Source organism: Capnocytophaga canimorsus (genome assembly GCF_002302565.1).
Taxonomy (GTDB): domain Bacteria; phylum Bacteroidota; class Bacteroidia; order Flavobacteriales; family Flavobacteriaceae; genus Capnocytophaga; species Capnocytophaga canimorsus.
In genome coordinates this window covers 1,894,602-1,912,019 of sequence record NZ_CP022382.1, presented here as the reverse complement: position 1 = coordinate 1,912,019, position 17,418 = coordinate 1,894,602, and the positions used below count along the sequence as shown (strand labels likewise).

Here is a 17,418-nt window from a genome sequence, read left to right as displayed (position 1 = left end):
AACAAAATTTTAACCTTAATAAAAGAAGTCATAAAAAAAAGGAGCACCTCAAGGGCGCTCCTTTTGAAATGTTTATCAATTTAACTTTTAGAATTACTTAACCAAGTTGATTTCAACACGACGGTTAAGAGCTCTTCCTTTTGCAGTTGAGTTAGAAGCAATTGGTTTGCTTGGTCCGAAACCTTTTGCAGTTAAACGATTTGCATCAATACCTTTTTCAATCAAGTAGATTTTCACGGCATTAGCTCTTTCGTCAGAAAGTCTTTCGTTAAGTGCTTTGCTTCCTGTGCTATCAGTATATCCTTCGATAGAGAAGTTTGAACTTTTATATTTGTTCAATACAGTAACGATTTGATCTAATACGGTAGCAGACTCTGGTCTGATTTTTGATTTACCAGTTTCAAACAAGATTGTTTTAGCGTAGCTATTCAATGAATCTTGAACTTCTTTAGTTACTTCAGGACAACCTTTGTTAGCTTTTGTTCCTGCCTCATCTGGACACAAATCATCTTTATCAAGAACACCATCATTGTCTCTGTCTCTGTGAGGACAACCTTTGTTTTCTTTAGGACCAGCTTCATTAGGACAAGCATCATCTTTATCAGCAACTCCGTCACCGTCAGTGTCAGGACATCCGTTGAATTGTTTCAAACCAGCTACTTCTGGACAAGCATCATCTTTGTCAGCAATTCCGTCACCATCAGTGTCAGGACATCCATTGAATGCCTTTGTACCTGCTTGTTCTGGACAAGCATCATCTTTATCAGCGATTCCGTCACCGTCAGTATCAGGACATCCGTTGAATTCTTTCAAACCAGCTACCTCTGGACAAGCATCATCTTTGTCGAATACACCATCTCCATCAGTGTCTTTACCACCAAATTTGATAGCTACACCCACTGAATGTTGGAAATAGTCAAAACCTGTAGTGTTTGTCCAATCACGGTTATAAGTAGTTTGTAGGTTTAATCCTATGTTTTCTGTGAACCAGAAGTTAGCTCCACCGCCACCTACAACAGTGAATTTGTTAACATCGTCAATGCTTGCGTAACCTACACCTGCTTGTGCATAAGGATCAAACCAACGAGCACCAGACCATAAGTTGTTGATGTGATATTTACCACGAGCATCTACTCCCCAAAAAGCTTGGTCAACTTTTGCATCTCCTTCTTGGTAAAGGTATCCTTTTTCAATTTTGTTCAAAGAACCAGAAACCTCAGCAGAGAACCCTGCTCCGATATATCTTCCTACTGAAAGTCTTGAAATTGCAGGAAGGATATTCAAATCTTTTGGTCCAGCCCAATCTTTGAAGAAATCACCTATTTCGTGAGGACCACGAACATCCACTGAATTAACTCCAAACCCGATTACCCACGGATTGTTTGCATCTTGCGCTTGAACCCCTACTGTTACCGCAGAAGCTAAAGCTAAAAAAATCACTCTAATTTTCTTCATACTTAAAAACGAATTTTTGATTACTACTTTTTGGGGGGCAAGTTAAGTATTTTTTTGATATAAAATTCAAAACTAGCCACTTTTTTTATTAAAATTAACACTTAACGTATCACTCCTAACTCCTTGCCTACTTCTGTAAAAGCTTTAATTGCCTTATCTAGATGCTGTTGCGTATGTGCCGCAGATAATTGTACTCTAATACGGGCCTTATCTTTAGGCACTACAGGATAGAAGAACCCAATCACGTAAATGCCTTTCTCTAAAAGTTTATCTGCCATTATTTGTGATATTTTGGCGTCATAGAGCATTACGGGAACTATGGCACTATCCCCTTCAATTATATCAAAACCTGCTTCTTTCATTCCTTTTTTGAAATAATTGGTATTCCACTCCAATTTATCCCTTAAAGAGGTGTCTTTAGAAATCAAATCAAAAACCTTAATAGAAGCCCCTACTATGGCTGGTGCCAACGAATTGGAAAACAAATAAGGTCTTGAACGCTGACGCAAAATTTCAATAATTTCTTTCTTACCTGTGGTATATCCACCCATAGCACCACCAAGAGCTTTGCCAAGAGTTCCAGTAACAATATCCACACGCCCCATCACTTTTTTAGCCTCTAAAGTACCTTTTCCTGTCGCACCAATGAATCCAGCTGCGTGGCATTCATCGACCATTACCAAAGCATCATATTTATCAGCTAAATCACATATTTTATCAAGCGGAGCGACCACACCATCCATTGAGAAGACACCATCGGTTACTATGATTTTAAACCGAGCGTTAGCGGCAGAAGCCTCTTTCAACCTTTCTTCTAAATCTGCCATATTGCTGTTTTCATACCGAAAACGCATTGCTTTACACAAACGCACACCGTCAATTATAGAGGCGTGATTTAGCGAGTCGGATATGATAGCGTCTTGCGCAGAAAATAACGGCTCAAAAACACCTCCATTAGCATCGAAAGCCGCCGCGTACAATATAGTATCTTCAGTTCCATAAAAATCAGCGATTTTCTTTTCTAACTCTTTATGGATATCTTGCGTACCACATATAAAACGCACTGAGGACATTCCAAACCCGTGTGTATCAAGAGTTTCTTTCGCAGCCTGAATAACCTCAGGATGAGCAGAAAGCCCCAGATAATTATTTGCACAAAAGTTGATTACCTCTTGCCCTGAAGCAATTTTAATTTCTGCACCTTGTTTTGAAGTTATTATTCGTTCTTTTTTATACAATCCAGCCTCTTCAATGTTTTTTAGTTCGGCTTGAAGATGCTCTTTTATTTTTCCGTACATAATGTGGGATTCAATTGACGTTTAACAGCACAAAATTACAAAATTCTTTTGGTACCATCAAAACAAATTACGAATGTTTTTCAGGCATATTGCTTCTAATGAGAAAAAGAATTACTTTTGTTATTTTACAACAATTATGACTTTTGAAGATATCATCGGTTACGAATCCGTCAAAAAACACTTGAAAAACAGCATTCAAGCCAACAGAATCGCTCACGCTCAATTATTTGTAGGTCCTGAAGGATGTGGCACACTACCTATGGCAATTGCCTATGCTTCCTATATTTTATGTCAAGAAAACGAAACTTGCCTTGCAAAATGTCGGCATTTTTCGCACCCCGATTTGCATTATATCTTCCCCACAGCAACTACTAATAAAGTAAAAAAAGACCCTGTAAGTTCCCTTTTTACCGACGAATGGAAAGCTTTTATAGAGCAGCAGCCCTATGGTAGCCTCTTCGATTGGTATATTCACTTAGGAATTGAAAATAAACAAGGTAACATCAGTGTCAATGAAGCAAAAGAAATCAGCGCCAAACTCTCCCTTAAAGCCTTTGAGGGCGGTTATAAGGTAATGATTATCTGGATGGCGGAAAAGATGAATACCGAAGCAGCCAATAAATTACTCAAATTATTGGAAGAGCCTCCTACTCAAACTATCTTCCTTTTAGTTACAGAAGATGAAAATGCCATTTTAGAAACTATAAAATCACGATGCCAAATACTTCGATTTCCTCCTTTGGGAGAAAACACCATAAAAGAAGCATTACAGAAAAAAGGAGTTATCCCAACCGAAGCTACCAAAATAGCACTTCGAGCACAAGGAAATTACAATAAGGCACTTTCCTTTTTAAACAATAGCGGTGAAGATGATATTTTTGAAAAATGGTTTATCTTATGGGTGAGAACTGCTTTCAGAGCAAAGGGAAACAAAACCGCCATACACGGATTATTGCAATGGAGCGAAGAGGTTGCTGCTACAGGACGTGAAATGCAGAAACAATTTCTGATGTATTGCTGTGAAGTTTTCCGACAAGCGCTTCTTTTAAATTATCAGTCAGGCAGTTTGGTTTACACGCAGTTTAAAGACCCCTCTTTCCAGTTACAAAAATTCGCTCCTTTTATTCACGGAAAGAATATTGAGCCAATTCACAATCAAATTGAAGAGGCTTTCCTGAATATCGAACGAAATGGAAATGCCAAAATGATTTTCACTGATTTATCTATCAAATTAACTCGATTGCTACACACTCCAAAGTAATTTTTGATGAAATACGCACTGATTTTTTCGTTACTTTTTCTGTTAATTACCTTCGGATTTAGCGCCTTTGAAAAAATTGTAGATTTTAAATCCTCGGTAAATTACTATCAATCTTATTTTAAGAATACCTTTATCGGCAAACCTATAAAACCGATTTTGATGGTCATCATCATCTTGGAAAGTATCGCTTCTGCGCTACTTTTAACTGGAATTGTAGAAGCAGTTCTTGGCTACAAAATATTCTTTGGCGAGTTAGGTGTTTTTTTAAGCACCTCAATATTATGTATTTTCCTGATAGGACAACGCCTTGTGAAAGACTATGAAAGCGCCCGAGGCATTGCCCTATATTTTCTAATTTGTTTCGCCGCATTCACACTAACAGCTTTGACCTGAAATAAAAAACAAAAAAAGTAAAAAATATAAAACTAAATTATATCTTTGTCTTTACTACCAATACATATATGATATGGATAAATATTCTTTTTTGAATGCCGCAAGTACGGCTTATTTTGGAGAACTATACGAAAGATATCTTGAAAATCCAGATGCCATTGAACCTAGCTGGAGGGCTTTCTTCCAAGGTTTTGACTTTGCACAGGAAAATTACGGATACGAACAAGCCGTTGAAACGGTAGTCCAGCAAATCTCAAACGACACCGAAGGCAGTTTCGTTTGTGAAAAACTACAAAAAGAGTTTAAAGTAATCAACCTTATCAACGGATACAGAACTCACGGACATCTGTTTACCAAAACCAACCCAATACGTGAGCGAGAACTTCATAAACCTGATTTGAGTATCGAAAATTACGGGCTTACCCCTACCGATTTAGATACCGTTTTTGATTCCGCTAAGGAAATTGGGTTACAGCCTACTTCACTTCGTAACATCATTGAACAACTCAATAAGATATTTTGTGCCTCTGTGGGCATCGAATATACCTACATTCGTGAGCCCAAAACCATAACGTGGATTCAAGAACGTTTGCAAAAAAATGCAAATCAGCCTAATTTCAATAAAAACGAAAAAATACAAATCCTTAATAAACTCAATGAAGCCGTTTCTTTTGAAAACTTTTTACACACTAAATATGTAGGGCAAAAACGTTTTTCTTTAGAAGGTGGCGAGGCTATTATTCCAGCTTTGGATTTTGTTATCAATACTGCTGCGGAACAAGGTGTTGAACATTTTGTAATGGGAATGGCGCATCGTGGTCGCTTAAATGTACTTGCCAATATTTTAAAAAAATCACCTCAAGATATTTTTTCAGAATTTGACGGAAAAGATTACGAAGTTGAAAATTTCGATGGAGATGTTAAATATCATTTAGGATTAACTTCCGAAAGGGTTACCCCTTCGGGCAAAAAAATAAATCTAAATTTAGCTCCAAACCCTTCGCATTTAGAGACCGTTAGTGCTGTTATCGAAGGAATTACACGTGCTAAACAAGACCGCTATTTCCCTAATGACATTTCAAAAGTATTACCCGTTGCCATACACGGCGATGCTGCCATTGCCGGGCAAGGTTTGGTTTACGAGGTGATTCAAATGGCGAAATTAAAAGGCTTTAAAACTGGAGGAACCATTCATATCGTAATCAACAATCAAGTTGGATTTACCACCAATAATACCGATGCGCGTTCGGGAACCTACTGCACCGATATCGCCAAAGTGACCAATTCGCCTGTACTTCACGTAAACTCGGACGATACAGAAGCCGTTGTACACACTTTTCTTTTTGCTCTGGATTACCGAATGACTTTCGGTACCGATATCTTTATTGACCTATTGGGCTATCGAAAATACGGACACAATGAGGGCGATGAACCTCGATTTACACAACCTAAGCTGTATAAAATCATCGCAAAACACGATAATCCTAGAACCATTTACGCAAAAAAATTATCGGAACAAAGCATTATTGAAGAGGGTTACGTTGGCAACATTGAAGCCGAGTATAAGGCAAAACTTGAAGTGGACTTAGAAGCATCACGCCAAGAAACGCTAACAGTGATAAAGCCCTTTATGCAAGATGAGTGGCAAGGTTTTGAAATTGCCTCACAAGAAAAAATGTTAGAAAAGGTAAACACAAAATTCAATGCCGATGACTTGTCAGAAATTGCTCAAATAATTACTGAATTACCCTCTGATAAAGGATTCATCAATAAAATAAAGAAAATTATATCTGACAGAAAAGACGGATTCTTCAACAACCATACCGTAGATTGGGGAATGGCTGAACATTTGGCTTTTGCTACGCTACTCACCGAAGGCTTTGATGTAAGATTGACTGGGCAAGATGTACAGCGGGGTACTTTTTCACACCGCCACGCTGTTGTTAAATCGGAAGATTTGGAAGAAGAAGTGGTAATGCTTGATCAACTTAAAAACAAAGAAAAATTTTCAAAAGGAAATTTTTACGTCTATAACTCTTTGCTGTCTGAATATGGGGTTTTAGGTTTTGAATACGGATACGCTTTAGCAAGTCCTAACACATTAACCATTTGGGAAGCTCAATTTGGTGATTTTTCAAACGGAGCTCAAATTATGATTGACCAATACGTTTGCTGCGGAGAAGACAAATGGAAAAATCAAAATGGCGTGGTACTATTACTACCTCACGGCTATGAGGGGCAAGGTTCAGAGCACTCCTCGGCACGTATTGAGCGTTATTTGCAACTTTGTGCAAACAAAAATATGTATGTTGCCAATTGTACTACTCCTGCCAATATTTTCCACTTGTTACGCCGACAAATGAAAACGGATTTCCGCAAACCTTTAGTCGTTTTCTCTCCGAAGAGCTTGCTCCGCCACCCAGAAGTAGTGTCTCCTATAAATGACTTAGCCAATGGGCAATTTCAAGAGGTTATTGATGACCCCAACGTTGACCCCAAAAAGGTTAAAACTCTAGTGTTCTGCTCTGGAAAATTCTATTATGATCTTAAAGCTGAAAGAGAGAAATTAGGTAGAGATGATGTAGCCTTGATACGTATTGAGCAATTATTCCCTTTGCCAACCCAACAAATCAAAGCTGTTATTGCTAAATACAAAAAAGCGGACGACTACGTATGGGCACAAGAAGAACCTAAAAATATGGGAGCTTACGGCTATATGCTGATGTATTTTGATTGGATAAAATGGCGGTTGGCTTGTGTTAGAGCCGCTTCCGCTCCTGCACCAGGAAGCTACACCCGTGACAGAAAATACCACCAACAAGCCATCAATGCAGTTTTTGATTCTAATATCGACCATCGCAAAAACTAATTTTTGCCTATGAAATAACCTCAAAAAGTAGAGACCAATTTTTTAAATTGGTCTCTACTTTTTTATGAAATTTATTTACCTTAAAAACACTTTTTTAGCAGATGATTTACGTTTTTGTGAGCGCCATTGCCAAGGTGGCGTAGGTGAAGCATCGTGCCAAAGCCCTAATTCCAAGTTACGTGCATTATCTTGAGCCTGAGAATATTGGTGGGAGTTATCATATTTTATATAATGCCAAGCCAATCCCGATTTTATCATTTCTAATCCTACATCGGAGATATGGTTGGTTTGTATTTTTACAATTTTCCTTCCATAACGGTCTGTATCAAGCACTTTCAAATAAATTTGTTTTCCGAAGATAAATTCGGAAAGCTTTTGTTTGGCTTTTTTACCGTACGGCTGTCCACTCTCTGGGGCATCAATACCGTGAATGCGCAAACGCATCTGCTGTTGTGCATCATTTAGCCCTACAAATGAGTCTCCGTCGGAAATACGAATGACTTTAACCGAAAAATCATATTTTTTTTGAATTTGGGCTACTTCCTCTTGCTTAGAACAAGAAAAAAGCAAAAAAGCAACCAATAATGAGTAGATAAAATGCATAGTTTTATATTTGATAAGTTTCGTCCGCAAAAATAATTCTTTAAAAAGACAAACAAAATAAGTCGTACGTGATTTCCCACATAGCATTGGAAGTTTGAGCTATTCCATAATCATAAGGTTTTAATTATTGTGAGCCTAACTCAAAAACGTTCATCTACCTTTTACAAAATCACCAAAACCTTATATGTACGCAACTGAAATAAGCCCGATGTAAAAAGCTATCAATAAGGAAATTATAAAGTACAAGGCAATTAAAAATATTGATTTTAACACGGTTATAGACTTTCTTTCTTGATACAAAACTCGGTTAGAAGTAATAAAATACACGACTAATCCAATAACAAAAAGTATGTACAACCCCCAAAACAAAGCATTTAGCCCTGTGATTAAGAATATTCCCATCAAAATACTGGTAAACAGGTATATCGTTGAATGTAAATGCAATGAATGAATCAGGTGTACGTATAGTTTTTTGTGCTTTTTACGAAAGAAAATAAGTAGAAGTAATGATACAAAAGGCATCATTAAAATAATGGTATAAGAAGCGATTGACAAATATTTATTTATTTCTTTATCAATAAATTCAGTCATTTGGGTTACATTTCCGAAAGAAAACACCCCTGTTTTATGAATGAGATTTTTAAGTTCAATTTGTTTGAAATATCCTAACTTTTTCCATTTGGTTGTAACTAACGAATCTAATTTTGCTTTGTCGTCATATACCAATTTCAGTTCTTTACGCGTAATTTGATGATTTAATATGAGAATGGTATCAAATTGAGGCTTCTTTTCCAGAAAAATATCGTAGGAAAGGAAACTTTTTTGTGTCCCGATAGAAAAATTATTCTCTGAAATGCCCACTCGGAAATCTGAAAGTACATTTTTATTTACCAAATTGTAGAAATCCTCCTTTTTAGTTCGATTCCATTTTGTTTTGTATGCAAAAACGCTATCAATAAATGATTTTATTACATCAGAATTGGCGTTTTTGAGTCTGTTGTATTCTTTTTCGGAGATATTTAACGTTTCCGAAGCGATGACTTGGTTAATTCGGTTTAATATTTTTCGAGAAAAATCAGAATGTGAGGCTTTCTGAAAAGAAAAACTCATCATTACAAAGAAAATGAACGAAAAAAACAGATACAATTTGAAAGGAGGCACAAATCGAATGCGTTTACCTTCAACGTATTGTTTGGTGATTTGCCCAGGGCGTAGCAGAATTGTTTTTAAGCTATTCCATATTTTGTTGTCAAAGTTTATGAACGATGCGAAAAAATCGTTCAATAATTCTTTGATAGAGTGGTTGTTGTAATGATTTTCTTGTCCGCAATTGGGGCAAAAGTTATCCCTTGCGGAAAGCATTGTTTGGCAATTCGGGCATTGGGAGATTCGTTTTCGTGTTTTTATCCCCATTTTTTAAAAAAAACAGCTATTTTACTAAAAATCAATAAGAAAAATATTACTAAATAAATACTGGAGAGGTTGTCCAAAACTTTTTCAGACAACCTCTTTAAGTACTTGATTATAAATTGATATTCACACCTAATTTTTTGGAAACTAACTGACTTACGTAATCCTTCAATGCGGGAATTTTTATGGTATCCAAAACGGTATTGGCAAAAGCGTAAGTCAGTAACGCCTCACCTTCTTTTTTGGGAATACCGCGGGCTTGCAAGTAGAATAAGGCTTCTTTGTTAAGTTCTCCTACGGTACATCCGTGAGAACATTTTACATCATCTGCGAAAATTTCGAGCTGAGGTTTGGTATTGATGTTTGCCTTATCGGAAAGTAAAATGGTGTCATTTTGCTGATATGCATTGGTTTTCTGAGCAATTTTTTCTACCATAATTTTCCCATTAAATACACCAGCGCTTTTATCAGAAAGAATAGTTTTATAATCCTGATGGCTTTCGCAATTGGGCTGAGCGTGATTCACCAAAGTATAGTGATCAACGTGTTGGTTATCAGAAAGAATAGTTATTCCCTTTAAGGTAGATTCTAAATGCTCTCCGTGATGGAAAAAGTTTAAATTGTTTCGTGTTAATGCACCTCCAAATGAAAAAGTATGTACAGAAGCATTGCTATTTTTCTGTTGTGAAATGTAAGTATTGTCAATAAGTGAAGCTTGTTGATTGTCATTCTGTACCTTGTAATAATCCAGTAAAGCATTGTCCTCAACAAAAATTTCAGTAACCGAATTGGTAAGCATTGGTTGAGAAGAAAGGTTCTGATGTGTTTCTATGATTTTAACTTGTGCATTTTCGCCTACTTCAATAATATTACGCGGTTGTAAACAAAGGGAAATCTCCGTATTAGAGGTAACAAAAAGTAATTGAATTGGTTTTTCAATCACCTTATTTTTAGCCACATAGATGCATATTCCTTCTTGAATAAATGCCGTGTTTAATGCCGTGAAAACATCATCTTTACGAGTTTCTTGGTTCAGGTGCTTTTCTGAAAACTCCTTCCCTTTGTCTGATTTTAAAATTTCGCTTAAAGGTGAAATCAAAATTTCGTCCGAGTTGATGTCAGACAATTCATCATTGAAAAAACCATCAACAAATACCACCTTATAACTATCTGTTTCTAATAAAAAAGGCTGAATTTGTTCGACAGATACTTGGTTTTTAACACTTTGTACTATTTCAAAATTATGATTTAGTAAGTCTTTTAAGGAAGTATATTTCCAAGCCTCGTCTTTTCGGGTAGGGAATCCTTTCTCTCTAAAATATGCAATCGATTGGTTACGAGTATTATGTAAAAAATCTTCTCTGTTTTGAAATTTATCAAAAGAAGACAACCATTTTTCTTGTAAATTCATTTTTAAAATCTTCTGTTTGTGATTGTAATATAGTATTAGTTAGCTACTTTTTCAGAAAAAATTTCTTTCTGTAAAACCAGCGCAAAGGTCTGTAATTTTATGTATAAAATAAAATATTTTTGGGAAATATATGGCTACACAATTCCTTGTAGAAGAAAATAAGCGTCAGTAAAAGCATAAACAATCCACACTCTGAAAAAAGTGTTTTTTAAGAAGATCGTCTTTTTAGTAGATTATGCGTATTTTCTCAATTCGTGTGTGAGAGTATCGCTATCCTGAAAGCCTTGTTTACGCCAAACCATTTCAAAATTATGGTACATAATCAGCGTAGGTAACATATCAATTTTCAGAGCTCTAGTAAGTTCTTTATTCTTATCAACATCTACCTTTATGATTTTTGCCTCATCGCCCATAACAATAGTGGTCTCTCGCAACACGGGATTCATTTGCATAGACCCATCGTGCCAATCTGCAAAAAAACAGATCAGTACAGGCACATTCACGTTAATGATATCACCAAACTTTTCCATAAGTAGTATAAATGCAGGTACCAGCCACAAAAGTAATATTTTTTATTTTATAATTATTATATTTATGGCTTAAAAAATAACGTATTGTATTTACAATACTTCATTTTTATGATTTTTTAAGATTTTAAGCCGCTATCAGTATGTGTTTTAATGTATTATTTTCGAATCCTTTTAATAATTTTTCGATGATTTTGCTTACCTTTGAGAATGCTAACACAAACTAATTTTAAGATCTTATGAAAACATACCAAACTATGGGTGAATTTATCATCCAAAATCAGAAAGATTTTTTATATTCCACCGGTGAACTCACCCGATTGCTGAGCTCAATTCGATTGGCTTCAAAAATGGTAAATCGGGAAGTAAATAAAGCTGGATTGGTGGAAGATATTTTGGGAGATGTAGGCAGCGAAAACATTCAAGGTGAAGTACAAAAAAAATTAGACGTTTTTGCCAATGAAATTTTCATTAAAGCACTCACTAAGCGCGAAGTTGTTTGCGGAATAGCCTCTGAAGAGAACGAATTTTTTATCCCAGTCGAGGCCTCCGAAAATAGTCATTTGAGTAAATATGTAGTACTTATCGACCCACTCGATGGCTCAAGTAACGCCGATGTAAATGTAACTGTGGGAACTATTTTTTCTATTTATAGACGCATTAGTCCAGAAGGTTCACCAGTACAGCTGGAAGATTTTTTGCAACCTGGCAATAAGCAAGTCGCTGCTGGGTATATTGTGTACGGACTCTCTACAATGATGGTATATACCACAGGACGAGGTGTTAATGGCTTTACTTTAGACCCCTCCATCGGAACATATTATCTTTCTCATCCGAATATAAAGTTCTCAGAAAATGGCAATATTTATTCGATAAACGAAGGAAATTACATTCACTTCCCCCAAGGAGTAAAAGATTATATCAAATATTGCCAAGCTCTGGAAGAAGACCGCCCTTATACTTCACGCTATATAGGCTCTTTAGTATCTGACTTTCACAGGAATATGCTAAAAGGAGGGATTTACATTTATCCCTCTGGAACGCGTACTCCACAAGGAAAACTCCGTCTTTTGTATGAGTGCAACCCTATGGCGTTTTTGACCGAACAAGCTGGTGGCAAGGCTTCAGATGGTTATCAACGTATTATGGATATTGAGGCTACTCACTTACATCAAAGAGTTCCTTTTTTCTGTGGTTCTGTAAAAATGGTTAATAAGGCAGAGGAATTTATGGCAAAATATCCTGAAGACAAACCTAAATATTAAGCAATAAGCGAAACTAATGCTATTGATTAGTTTCGCTTATTTTATTTGATTGGCTTTATTCTATATCTAAAATTCGTTCCAGAGCCATAGCACGTGAGCCTTTGATTAAAAACAAAGTTTGTGTATAATTTTTGAACGAAAACTTATCTTTAAACTCATCTAAATTTTTGAAAGTAGGATAATTAGTTTCTATTCTGGAAAAATTTTCTCCAATGAAAAAGACGGCTTTCCAAGGATATTGAGCTATAAAATCAGCTATGTTTTGGTGTTCCTCAGCTGTTGAAGCTCCCAATTCGAACATATCACCAAGTATGAGAACTTTTTGAGCAGATTTCATTGCTAAAACATTTTTTATCGCCGCTAACATACTGCTGGGATTAGCATTATAAGCATCTAAAATTAAAGTATTTTCCCCTTTTTTAATTAGTTGACTCCGATTATTTTTGGGTACATATTTCTCAACACCTCGTTTGATAGCCTCTTCTGACATTTTAAAAAAACGCCCAAAAGTAATTGCAGCAACAACATTCGAAAAATTATACGTTCCTACAAGATGCGTATTGATTATCTTTTGGTTGTATCTAACTTGTATAGGAGAGGCCTCTTCCAACGTAACAAACACGTTTGATGCCTCACAAAACTGGCTACTGAAACCATATCGGTTTTTATAGCTTTGAGTAGCCTCTACTTGTATAGGGTCATCATAATTTATAATGATTGTTTTTTCTTTATTTTTAAGATAATCGTATAGCTCAGTTTTAGTTTTAATCACTCCTTCAAAACTACCAAATCCTTCCAAATGAGCCTTGCCAAAACTGGTAATATACCCATAATCAGGTTGAGCAATATCACACAAAAATGCAATTTCTTTAGGATGATTTGCGCCCATTTCAATTATGGCAATATCCGTTTTGGCGGTAATGGAAAGCAAGGTAAGTGGCACGCCTATGTGATTGTTCAGATTGCCACGTGTAGCAACTACTCGAAAAGATTCGGAAAGTACTGAATTTATTAACTCTTTGGTGGTCGTTTTTCCATTACTGCCTGTAATGGCAATGATAAGTGTCTGTAGCTGTTCTCGATGATATTTAGCTAGTTGCTGTAAAGTGGTGAGTACATCGTGTACTAAAATCATTTTCTCAGAAGTTTTTACCTCTGGCTTGTCAATAACCGTGAAAGACGCTCCTTTTTCAAGAGCTTCATTGGCAAAATTGTTACCATCAAAGGAGTCGCCTTTAAGAGCAAAATAAATACTATTGGGAGTAATATTTCGAGTATCTGTGGATACTCCTGATGATTTTAAAAACAAATCGTATAATTTTTTTATATCTTCCATTTTGTTTGTTTTTGTGAGATGCAATAAAAAAACTCTGCTTGTTTTGCAGAGTTTTTCAATATTGAATGACCTTAACTTATCCTCTTGGTCGTTTATTAGCTTTTTGCGATTTTGAACCCACTCGGCTCATTGCGTTTCTAAACCCAATGTAATCCGTGGCAATATATTCAGGCAAATATCTTCTTTGCGAAGGATCAATCCAGTAAACGCGGTCTCTCCAAGAACCTCCTTTATAAACGCGAACGTTATCATCAATTAAAGTGGTTCTGTTAGCAGAACTATCAAACTCACGTTTCATCTTATCGCTTTCTTCATCTTTACCTACTTTATGTTTAGGCGAATTATACATCACGTTTTTAGAAGGATTGTTATCGGCGACATCTTGGTCTCTGAATAAGCGAGAAGAAGAGCGATCACCATCACGATAGTTTCTGTTGTCACTACGTGTAAAATTATATCGGAGATACGTTTCTTGCTCGTCCACAGGAACAGTTGCTAAATTTCCTGGAAGATTTCTAGCTACGATACGTCCGTTACTCAAAGTATCAAATTTGATGTTTTCGGTGGTTACCACCACTTGTTTCCCGTCCTCACCGATGGCGTGTTTCATATATACGTTTCCACGATAGTAGTTAAAATCATTGATTTCGTCATCTACAATTGGGCGATACACATCAGCAACCCATTCGGCTACGTTACCTGCCATATCATACAACCCAAAATCGTTCGGTGGGTAGGTTTTTACCGCAACGGTAATATCACCCTTATCATCAGACCACCCTGCCAATCCGCCATAATCTCCTTTTCCTTGTTTGAAGTTTGCCAATTGGTCACCTCTTGAACTCCTTTTGGTAGATCGAGTATAAGCACCATCCCAAGGATACTTTTTCTTACCTTCCAAAGTGTTATATTTACGGATACCATTCAAAGATTTGGCTGCGTACTCCCATTCTGCCTCAGTAGGCAAACGATATTCAGGCAATAATATTCCTGATGTTTGTTTGGCAAAAGTAGGTTCTCCATCTTTGGTTACTGCCTTCTTTCCTGCAAACTCGGTAGCTCTACCTCCATAAGCCTCATTAGGTGCATTCAAGTAAGTATCTGTACTGAAAGTACTTTGACCATCTACCTGATAACGGCTATTTTTTTCAATAAAGCCTGACTTTTCAAGCATCAATTCATTTACACGATTGGTTCTCCAATCGCTAAACTGAACAGCTTGTACCCAATTCACTCCTACTACTGGATACTCGGCATACGCTGGATGACGTAAGTAGTTGGTTACCATAGTCTCGTTATATCCCAATGAGTTTCTCCAAACCAAAGTATCAGGAAGAGCTCCTAAATAGATATTTTTGTACTGCGGATCATCTGGAGGATACACTTGTTTTAACCAATCTAAGTATTCCATATACATTAGGTTGGTTACCTCAGTTTCATCCATATAAAAAGACTGAACGTGTTGTTGCGTAGGGGTATTATTCCAATCACGCATTACGTCATCTTGCACCTGCCCCATAGTAAATGTTCCACCTTCAACAAACACTAAACCAGGAGCTGTTTCTTGCTCTTTAAATTTAGTATTATACTGAAAACCACCTTCTTTGGAGTTTATACGCCAACCCGTAGCACTTGAAACATTTCTGTCTGAACCTTTCTTACAGCCTACAAGAGTCATTCCCATTAAGGCTACAAATAACAAAGGGGCTTTAAACAAAACTTTTTTCATTGTAAACATCATTATTATACACTATGATTTCGGGGTGCAAGGTAAGAAAAAATATTTTATAAGCACACAACAAAAAAGCTAAACAAAACATATTTTTTAGTAAACAATGTGTAAAAATTACACTCACACCCATTTTTATTAACATTTATTTTGGAATTGCTTTTTTAATCTAATTTTTAAGCACAAAATTCATCTGGATTTAACAACTGAAAATCAGAGCCTAATTACAACAAATCTTTTTCTTACTCAAATGTTTTTTTCTTTCCAAAAACAAAATGAGTTGACGCTACCAAAAACATTTTTGTATTTTTTTGTATCGTAGATTTTGTATTTTTGCCCCTTGCGATTATAAATAGAAAAATGAAGAACGACTTAATAAAAGTAGGAATTTCTGTAGGCGACCTAAATGGCGTGGGTATAGAAGTAATCCTTAAAACATTTCAAGACAATCGATTATTAGAGCTATGTACTCCTATTGTATTTGGTTCAAACAAAACGATTTCTTTCCAACGTAAACACCTAAATATCAATGTTAATTTCCAAGGGATAGATCTTTTAGAAAATGCCGTTGAAGGCAAATTAAATGTACTAAATTGTTGGAAGGATTCACCGAATATCAGTTTTGGAAAAGAAACTCCTGAAGGAGGAAAATACGCATTCGAATCTTTACAGATAGCCACACAAGCGCTTAAAAATGACCTTATTGATGTTTTGGTTACGGCTCCCATAAACAAAAACAATATTCAATCGGAAACATTTAAATTTCCAGGACATACCGACTATTTGGCTCAAGAATTAGAAGGAAAAAGCCTTATGTTTATGGTAAGCGAGGAACTAAAAGTAGGACTTTTAACCGACCACGTACCCATTAAAGAAGTCAGCTCACATATTACTCCAGATTTGATTTCAGAAAAAATAAAACTAATTGACGAGTCACTAAAAAAAGACTTTTGTTTGCAACGCCCAAAAATTGCTGTTTTGGGGCTTAATCCGCATTGTGGAGACAACGGTGTGATTGGAGATGAAGACGATACGATTATCCGTCCAACTTTGCGAAAATTATTTGATGAAGGGTTTTTAGTTTTCGGACCGTTTAGTGCCGATGGATTTTTTGCCTCTGGAAATTACAAAAATTATGATGCGGTTATAGCTCCATATCACGATCAAGGTTTGATTCCTTTCAAAACCATTACTTTTGGCAATGGAGTAAACTTTACGGCTGGGCTTAAAAGAGTACGCACCTCACCCGATCACGGAACTGCCTTTGAAATCGCTGGAAAAGGTCAAGCCAATGCCGATTCATTCAAACAAGCCGTTTATACCGCCATCGACATATTCAAAAACAGAACCGAATATGAAGATTTACAGAAAAATCAATTGAAAACAAAATCCGATATAAAATAGAAAACAATCAAATAACTGATAAACAATACTTTATTTCTTCTATTGAAATAAAAAAAATATAGTTTGTGTTAATAAAAGTTTTGATTTAAAAAAAGTTTGTTATTTTTGCCAACAGTAAAAATTTAAAATTAGAAAAATCATGTCAGACATTGCATCAAGAGTTAAAGCCATTATCGTTGATAAATTAGGTGTAGATGAGAATGAAGTTGTATCAGACGCAAGCTTCACTAACGATTTAGGAGCCGATTCATTAGATACGGTTGAATTGATTATGGAATTCGAGAAAGAATTCGATATTCAAATTCCAGATGACCAAGCTGAAAACATTGCAACTGTTGGTCAGGCTATCAAATATATTGAAGAAGCAAAACAATAATTAGGCATTAACCTACTACTTAATTGTTAGAATAGAATACACTTGCAAAGCTAATTCTTTGTAAGTGTATTTCAAATATTC

Annotated in this window: 14 protein-coding genes; 6 read left to right on the top strand and 8 right to left on the bottom strand. The window is 36.0% G+C overall.

The features are described 5' to 3' along the window. Positions 1–93: 93 nt before the first annotated feature. The gene (locus CGC47_RS08440) at positions 94–1,455 is read right to left on the bottom strand and encodes an OmpA family protein (protein ID WP_042000741.1); all 1,362 of its coding nucleotides are present in this window, start codon (positions 1,453–1,455) and stop codon (positions 94–96) included. A gap of 101 nt (positions 1,456–1,556) precedes the next feature. Then, positions 1,557–2,753: a glycine C-acetyltransferase gene (gene kbl / locus CGC47_RS08435; RefSeq protein WP_044729694.1), complete on the bottom strand. Its 1,197-nt coding sequence runs from the start codon at positions 2,751–2,753 to the stop codon at positions 1,557–1,559. A gap of 136 nt (positions 2,754–2,889) precedes the next feature. Between kbl and CGC47_RS08430 the strand changes: the two genes are divergently transcribed. The 3 genes from CGC47_RS08430 (at position 2,890) to CGC47_RS08420 (ending at position 7,276) form a co-directional block, all read left to right on the top strand. After that, entirely contained in the window at positions 2,890–4,014 is a 1,125-nt protein-coding gene (locus CGC47_RS08430; protein WP_042000738.1) for a DNA polymerase III subunit, read from the top strand. A gap of 6 nt (positions 4,015–4,020) precedes the next feature. Further along, positions 4,021–4,407: a hypothetical protein gene (locus CGC47_RS08425; RefSeq protein ID WP_041988047.1), complete on the top strand. Its 387-nt coding sequence runs from the start codon at positions 4,021–4,023 to the stop codon at positions 4,405–4,407. 73 nt (positions 4,408–4,480) lie between these two features. Then, complete coding sequence (locus tag CGC47_RS08420) at positions 4,481–7,276, top strand: 2-oxoglutarate dehydrogenase E1 component (protein ID WP_042000732.1); 2,796 nt, start codon at positions 4,481–4,483, stop codon at positions 7,274–7,276. 75 nt (positions 7,277–7,351) lie between these two features. On the opposite strand, the gene CGC47_RS08415 is transcribed toward CGC47_RS08420, so the two are convergent. From CGC47_RS08415 to CGC47_RS08400, 4 genes are all read right to left on the bottom strand, one after another. Beyond that, positions 7,352–7,879 carry a thermonuclease family protein gene (locus CGC47_RS08415; RefSeq protein WP_109861770.1) on the bottom strand — a complete coding sequence of 176 codons (528 nt, stop codon included), beginning with the start codon at positions 7,877–7,879 and terminating at the stop codon, positions 7,352–7,354. Positions 7,880–8,059: 180 nt separating this feature from the next. Further along, positions 8,060–9,292: a DUF3667 domain-containing protein gene (locus tag CGC47_RS08410; RefSeq protein ID WP_082025313.1), complete on the bottom strand. Its 1,233-nt coding sequence runs from the start codon at positions 9,290–9,292 to the stop codon at positions 8,060–8,062. 109 nt (positions 9,293–9,401) lie between these two features. Further along, positions 9,402–10,700: a Fe-S cluster assembly protein SufD gene (gene sufD / locus CGC47_RS08405; RefSeq protein ID WP_095900233.1), complete on the bottom strand. Its 1,299-nt coding sequence runs from the start codon at positions 10,698–10,700 to the stop codon at positions 9,402–9,404. A 233-nt stretch (positions 10,701–10,933) separates the two neighbouring features. Further along, positions 10,934–11,230: a thioredoxin family protein gene (locus CGC47_RS08400; RefSeq protein ID WP_013996401.1), complete on the bottom strand. Its 297-nt coding sequence runs from the start codon at positions 11,228–11,230 to the stop codon at positions 10,934–10,936. Positions 11,231–11,466: 236 nt separating this feature from the next. Between CGC47_RS08400 and fbp the strand changes: the two genes are divergently transcribed. Further along, entirely contained in the window at positions 11,467–12,492 is a 1,026-nt protein-coding gene (gene fbp / locus CGC47_RS08395; RefSeq protein WP_095900232.1) for a class 1 fructose-bisphosphatase, read from the top strand. 55 nt (positions 12,493–12,547) lie between these two features. Here fbp and CGC47_RS08390 read toward each other — a convergent pair whose 3' ends face one another. Both CGC47_RS08390 and gldJ read right to left on the bottom strand, forming a co-directional pair. After that, positions 12,548–13,828, bottom strand: coding sequence for a UDP-N-acetylmuramoyl-tripeptide--D-alanyl-D-alanine ligase (locus CGC47_RS08390; protein WP_095900231.1), 1,281 nt, complete (start codon positions 13,826–13,828; stop codon positions 12,548–12,550). Positions 13,829–13,904: 76 nt separating this feature from the next. After that, on the bottom strand, positions 13,905–15,557 hold the full coding sequence (gene gldJ, locus CGC47_RS08385) for a gliding motility lipoprotein GldJ (RefSeq protein WP_095900230.1): 1,653 nt from the start codon (positions 15,555–15,557) through the stop codon (positions 13,905–13,907). Between the two features lie 360 nt (positions 15,558–15,917). On the opposite strand from gldJ, the gene pdxA reads away from it, so the two are divergent. Both pdxA and CGC47_RS08375 read left to right on the top strand, forming a co-directional pair. Further along, a complete protein-coding gene (gene pdxA, locus CGC47_RS08380) occupies positions 15,918–16,961 on the top strand; it encodes a 4-hydroxythreonine-4-phosphate dehydrogenase PdxA (protein ID WP_013996395.1) in 1,044 nt (347 codons plus the stop codon). 139 nt (positions 16,962–17,100) lie between these two features. Beyond that, a complete protein-coding gene (locus tag CGC47_RS08375; protein ID WP_013996394.1) occupies positions 17,101–17,337 on the top strand; it encodes an acyl carrier protein in 237 nt (78 codons plus the stop codon). Positions 17,338–17,418 lie beyond the last annotated feature (81 nt).

Excerpts from the sequence above, each read along its gene's own strand:
- CGC47_RS08440 (WP_042000741.1), bottom strand. The coding sequence starts at position 1,455 with ATGAAGAAAATTAGAGTGATTTTTTTAGCTTTAGCTTCTGCGGTAACA.
- kbl (WP_044729694.1), bottom strand. The coding sequence starts at position 2,753 with ATGTACGGAAAAATAAAAGAGCATCTTCAAGCCGAACTAAAAAACATT.
- CGC47_RS08430 (WP_042000738.1), top strand. The coding sequence starts at position 2,890 with ATGACTTTTGAAGATATCATCGGTTACGAATCCGTCAAAAAACACTTG.
- CGC47_RS08425 (WP_041988047.1), top strand. The coding sequence starts at position 4,021 with ATGAAATACGCACTGATTTTTTCGTTACTTTTTCTGTTAATTACCTTC.
- CGC47_RS08420 (WP_042000732.1), top strand. The coding sequence starts at position 4,481 with ATGGATAAATATTCTTTTTTGAATGCCGCAAGTACGGCTTATTTTGGA.
- CGC47_RS08415 (WP_109861770.1), bottom strand. The coding sequence starts at position 7,879 with ATGCATTTTATCTACTCATTATTGGTTGCTTTTTTGCTTTTTTCTTGT.
- CGC47_RS08410 (WP_082025313.1), bottom strand. The coding sequence starts at position 9,292 with ATGGGGATAAAAACACGAAAACGAATCTCCCAATGCCCGAATTGCCAA.
- sufD (WP_095900233.1), bottom strand. The coding sequence starts at position 10,700 with ATGAATTTACAAGAAAAATGGTTGTCTTCTTTTGATAAATTTCAAAAC.
- CGC47_RS08400 (WP_013996401.1), bottom strand. The coding sequence starts at position 11,230 with ATGGAAAAGTTTGGTGATATCATTAACGTGAATGTGCCTGTACTGATC.
- fbp (WP_095900232.1), top strand. The coding sequence starts at position 11,467 with ATGAAAACATACCAAACTATGGGTGAATTTATCATCCAAAATCAGAAA.
- CGC47_RS08390 (WP_095900231.1), bottom strand. The coding sequence starts at position 13,828 with ATGGAAGATATAAAAAAATTATACGATTTGTTTTTAAAATCATCAGGA.
- gldJ (WP_095900230.1), bottom strand. The coding sequence starts at position 15,557 with ATGAAAAAAGTTTTGTTTAAAGCCCCTTTGTTATTTGTAGCCTTAATG.
- pdxA (WP_013996395.1), top strand. The coding sequence starts at position 15,918 with ATGAAGAACGACTTAATAAAAGTAGGAATTTCTGTAGGCGACCTAAAT.
- CGC47_RS08375 (WP_013996394.1), top strand. The coding sequence starts at position 17,101 with ATGTCAGACATTGCATCAAGAGTTAAAGCCATTATCGTTGATAAATTA.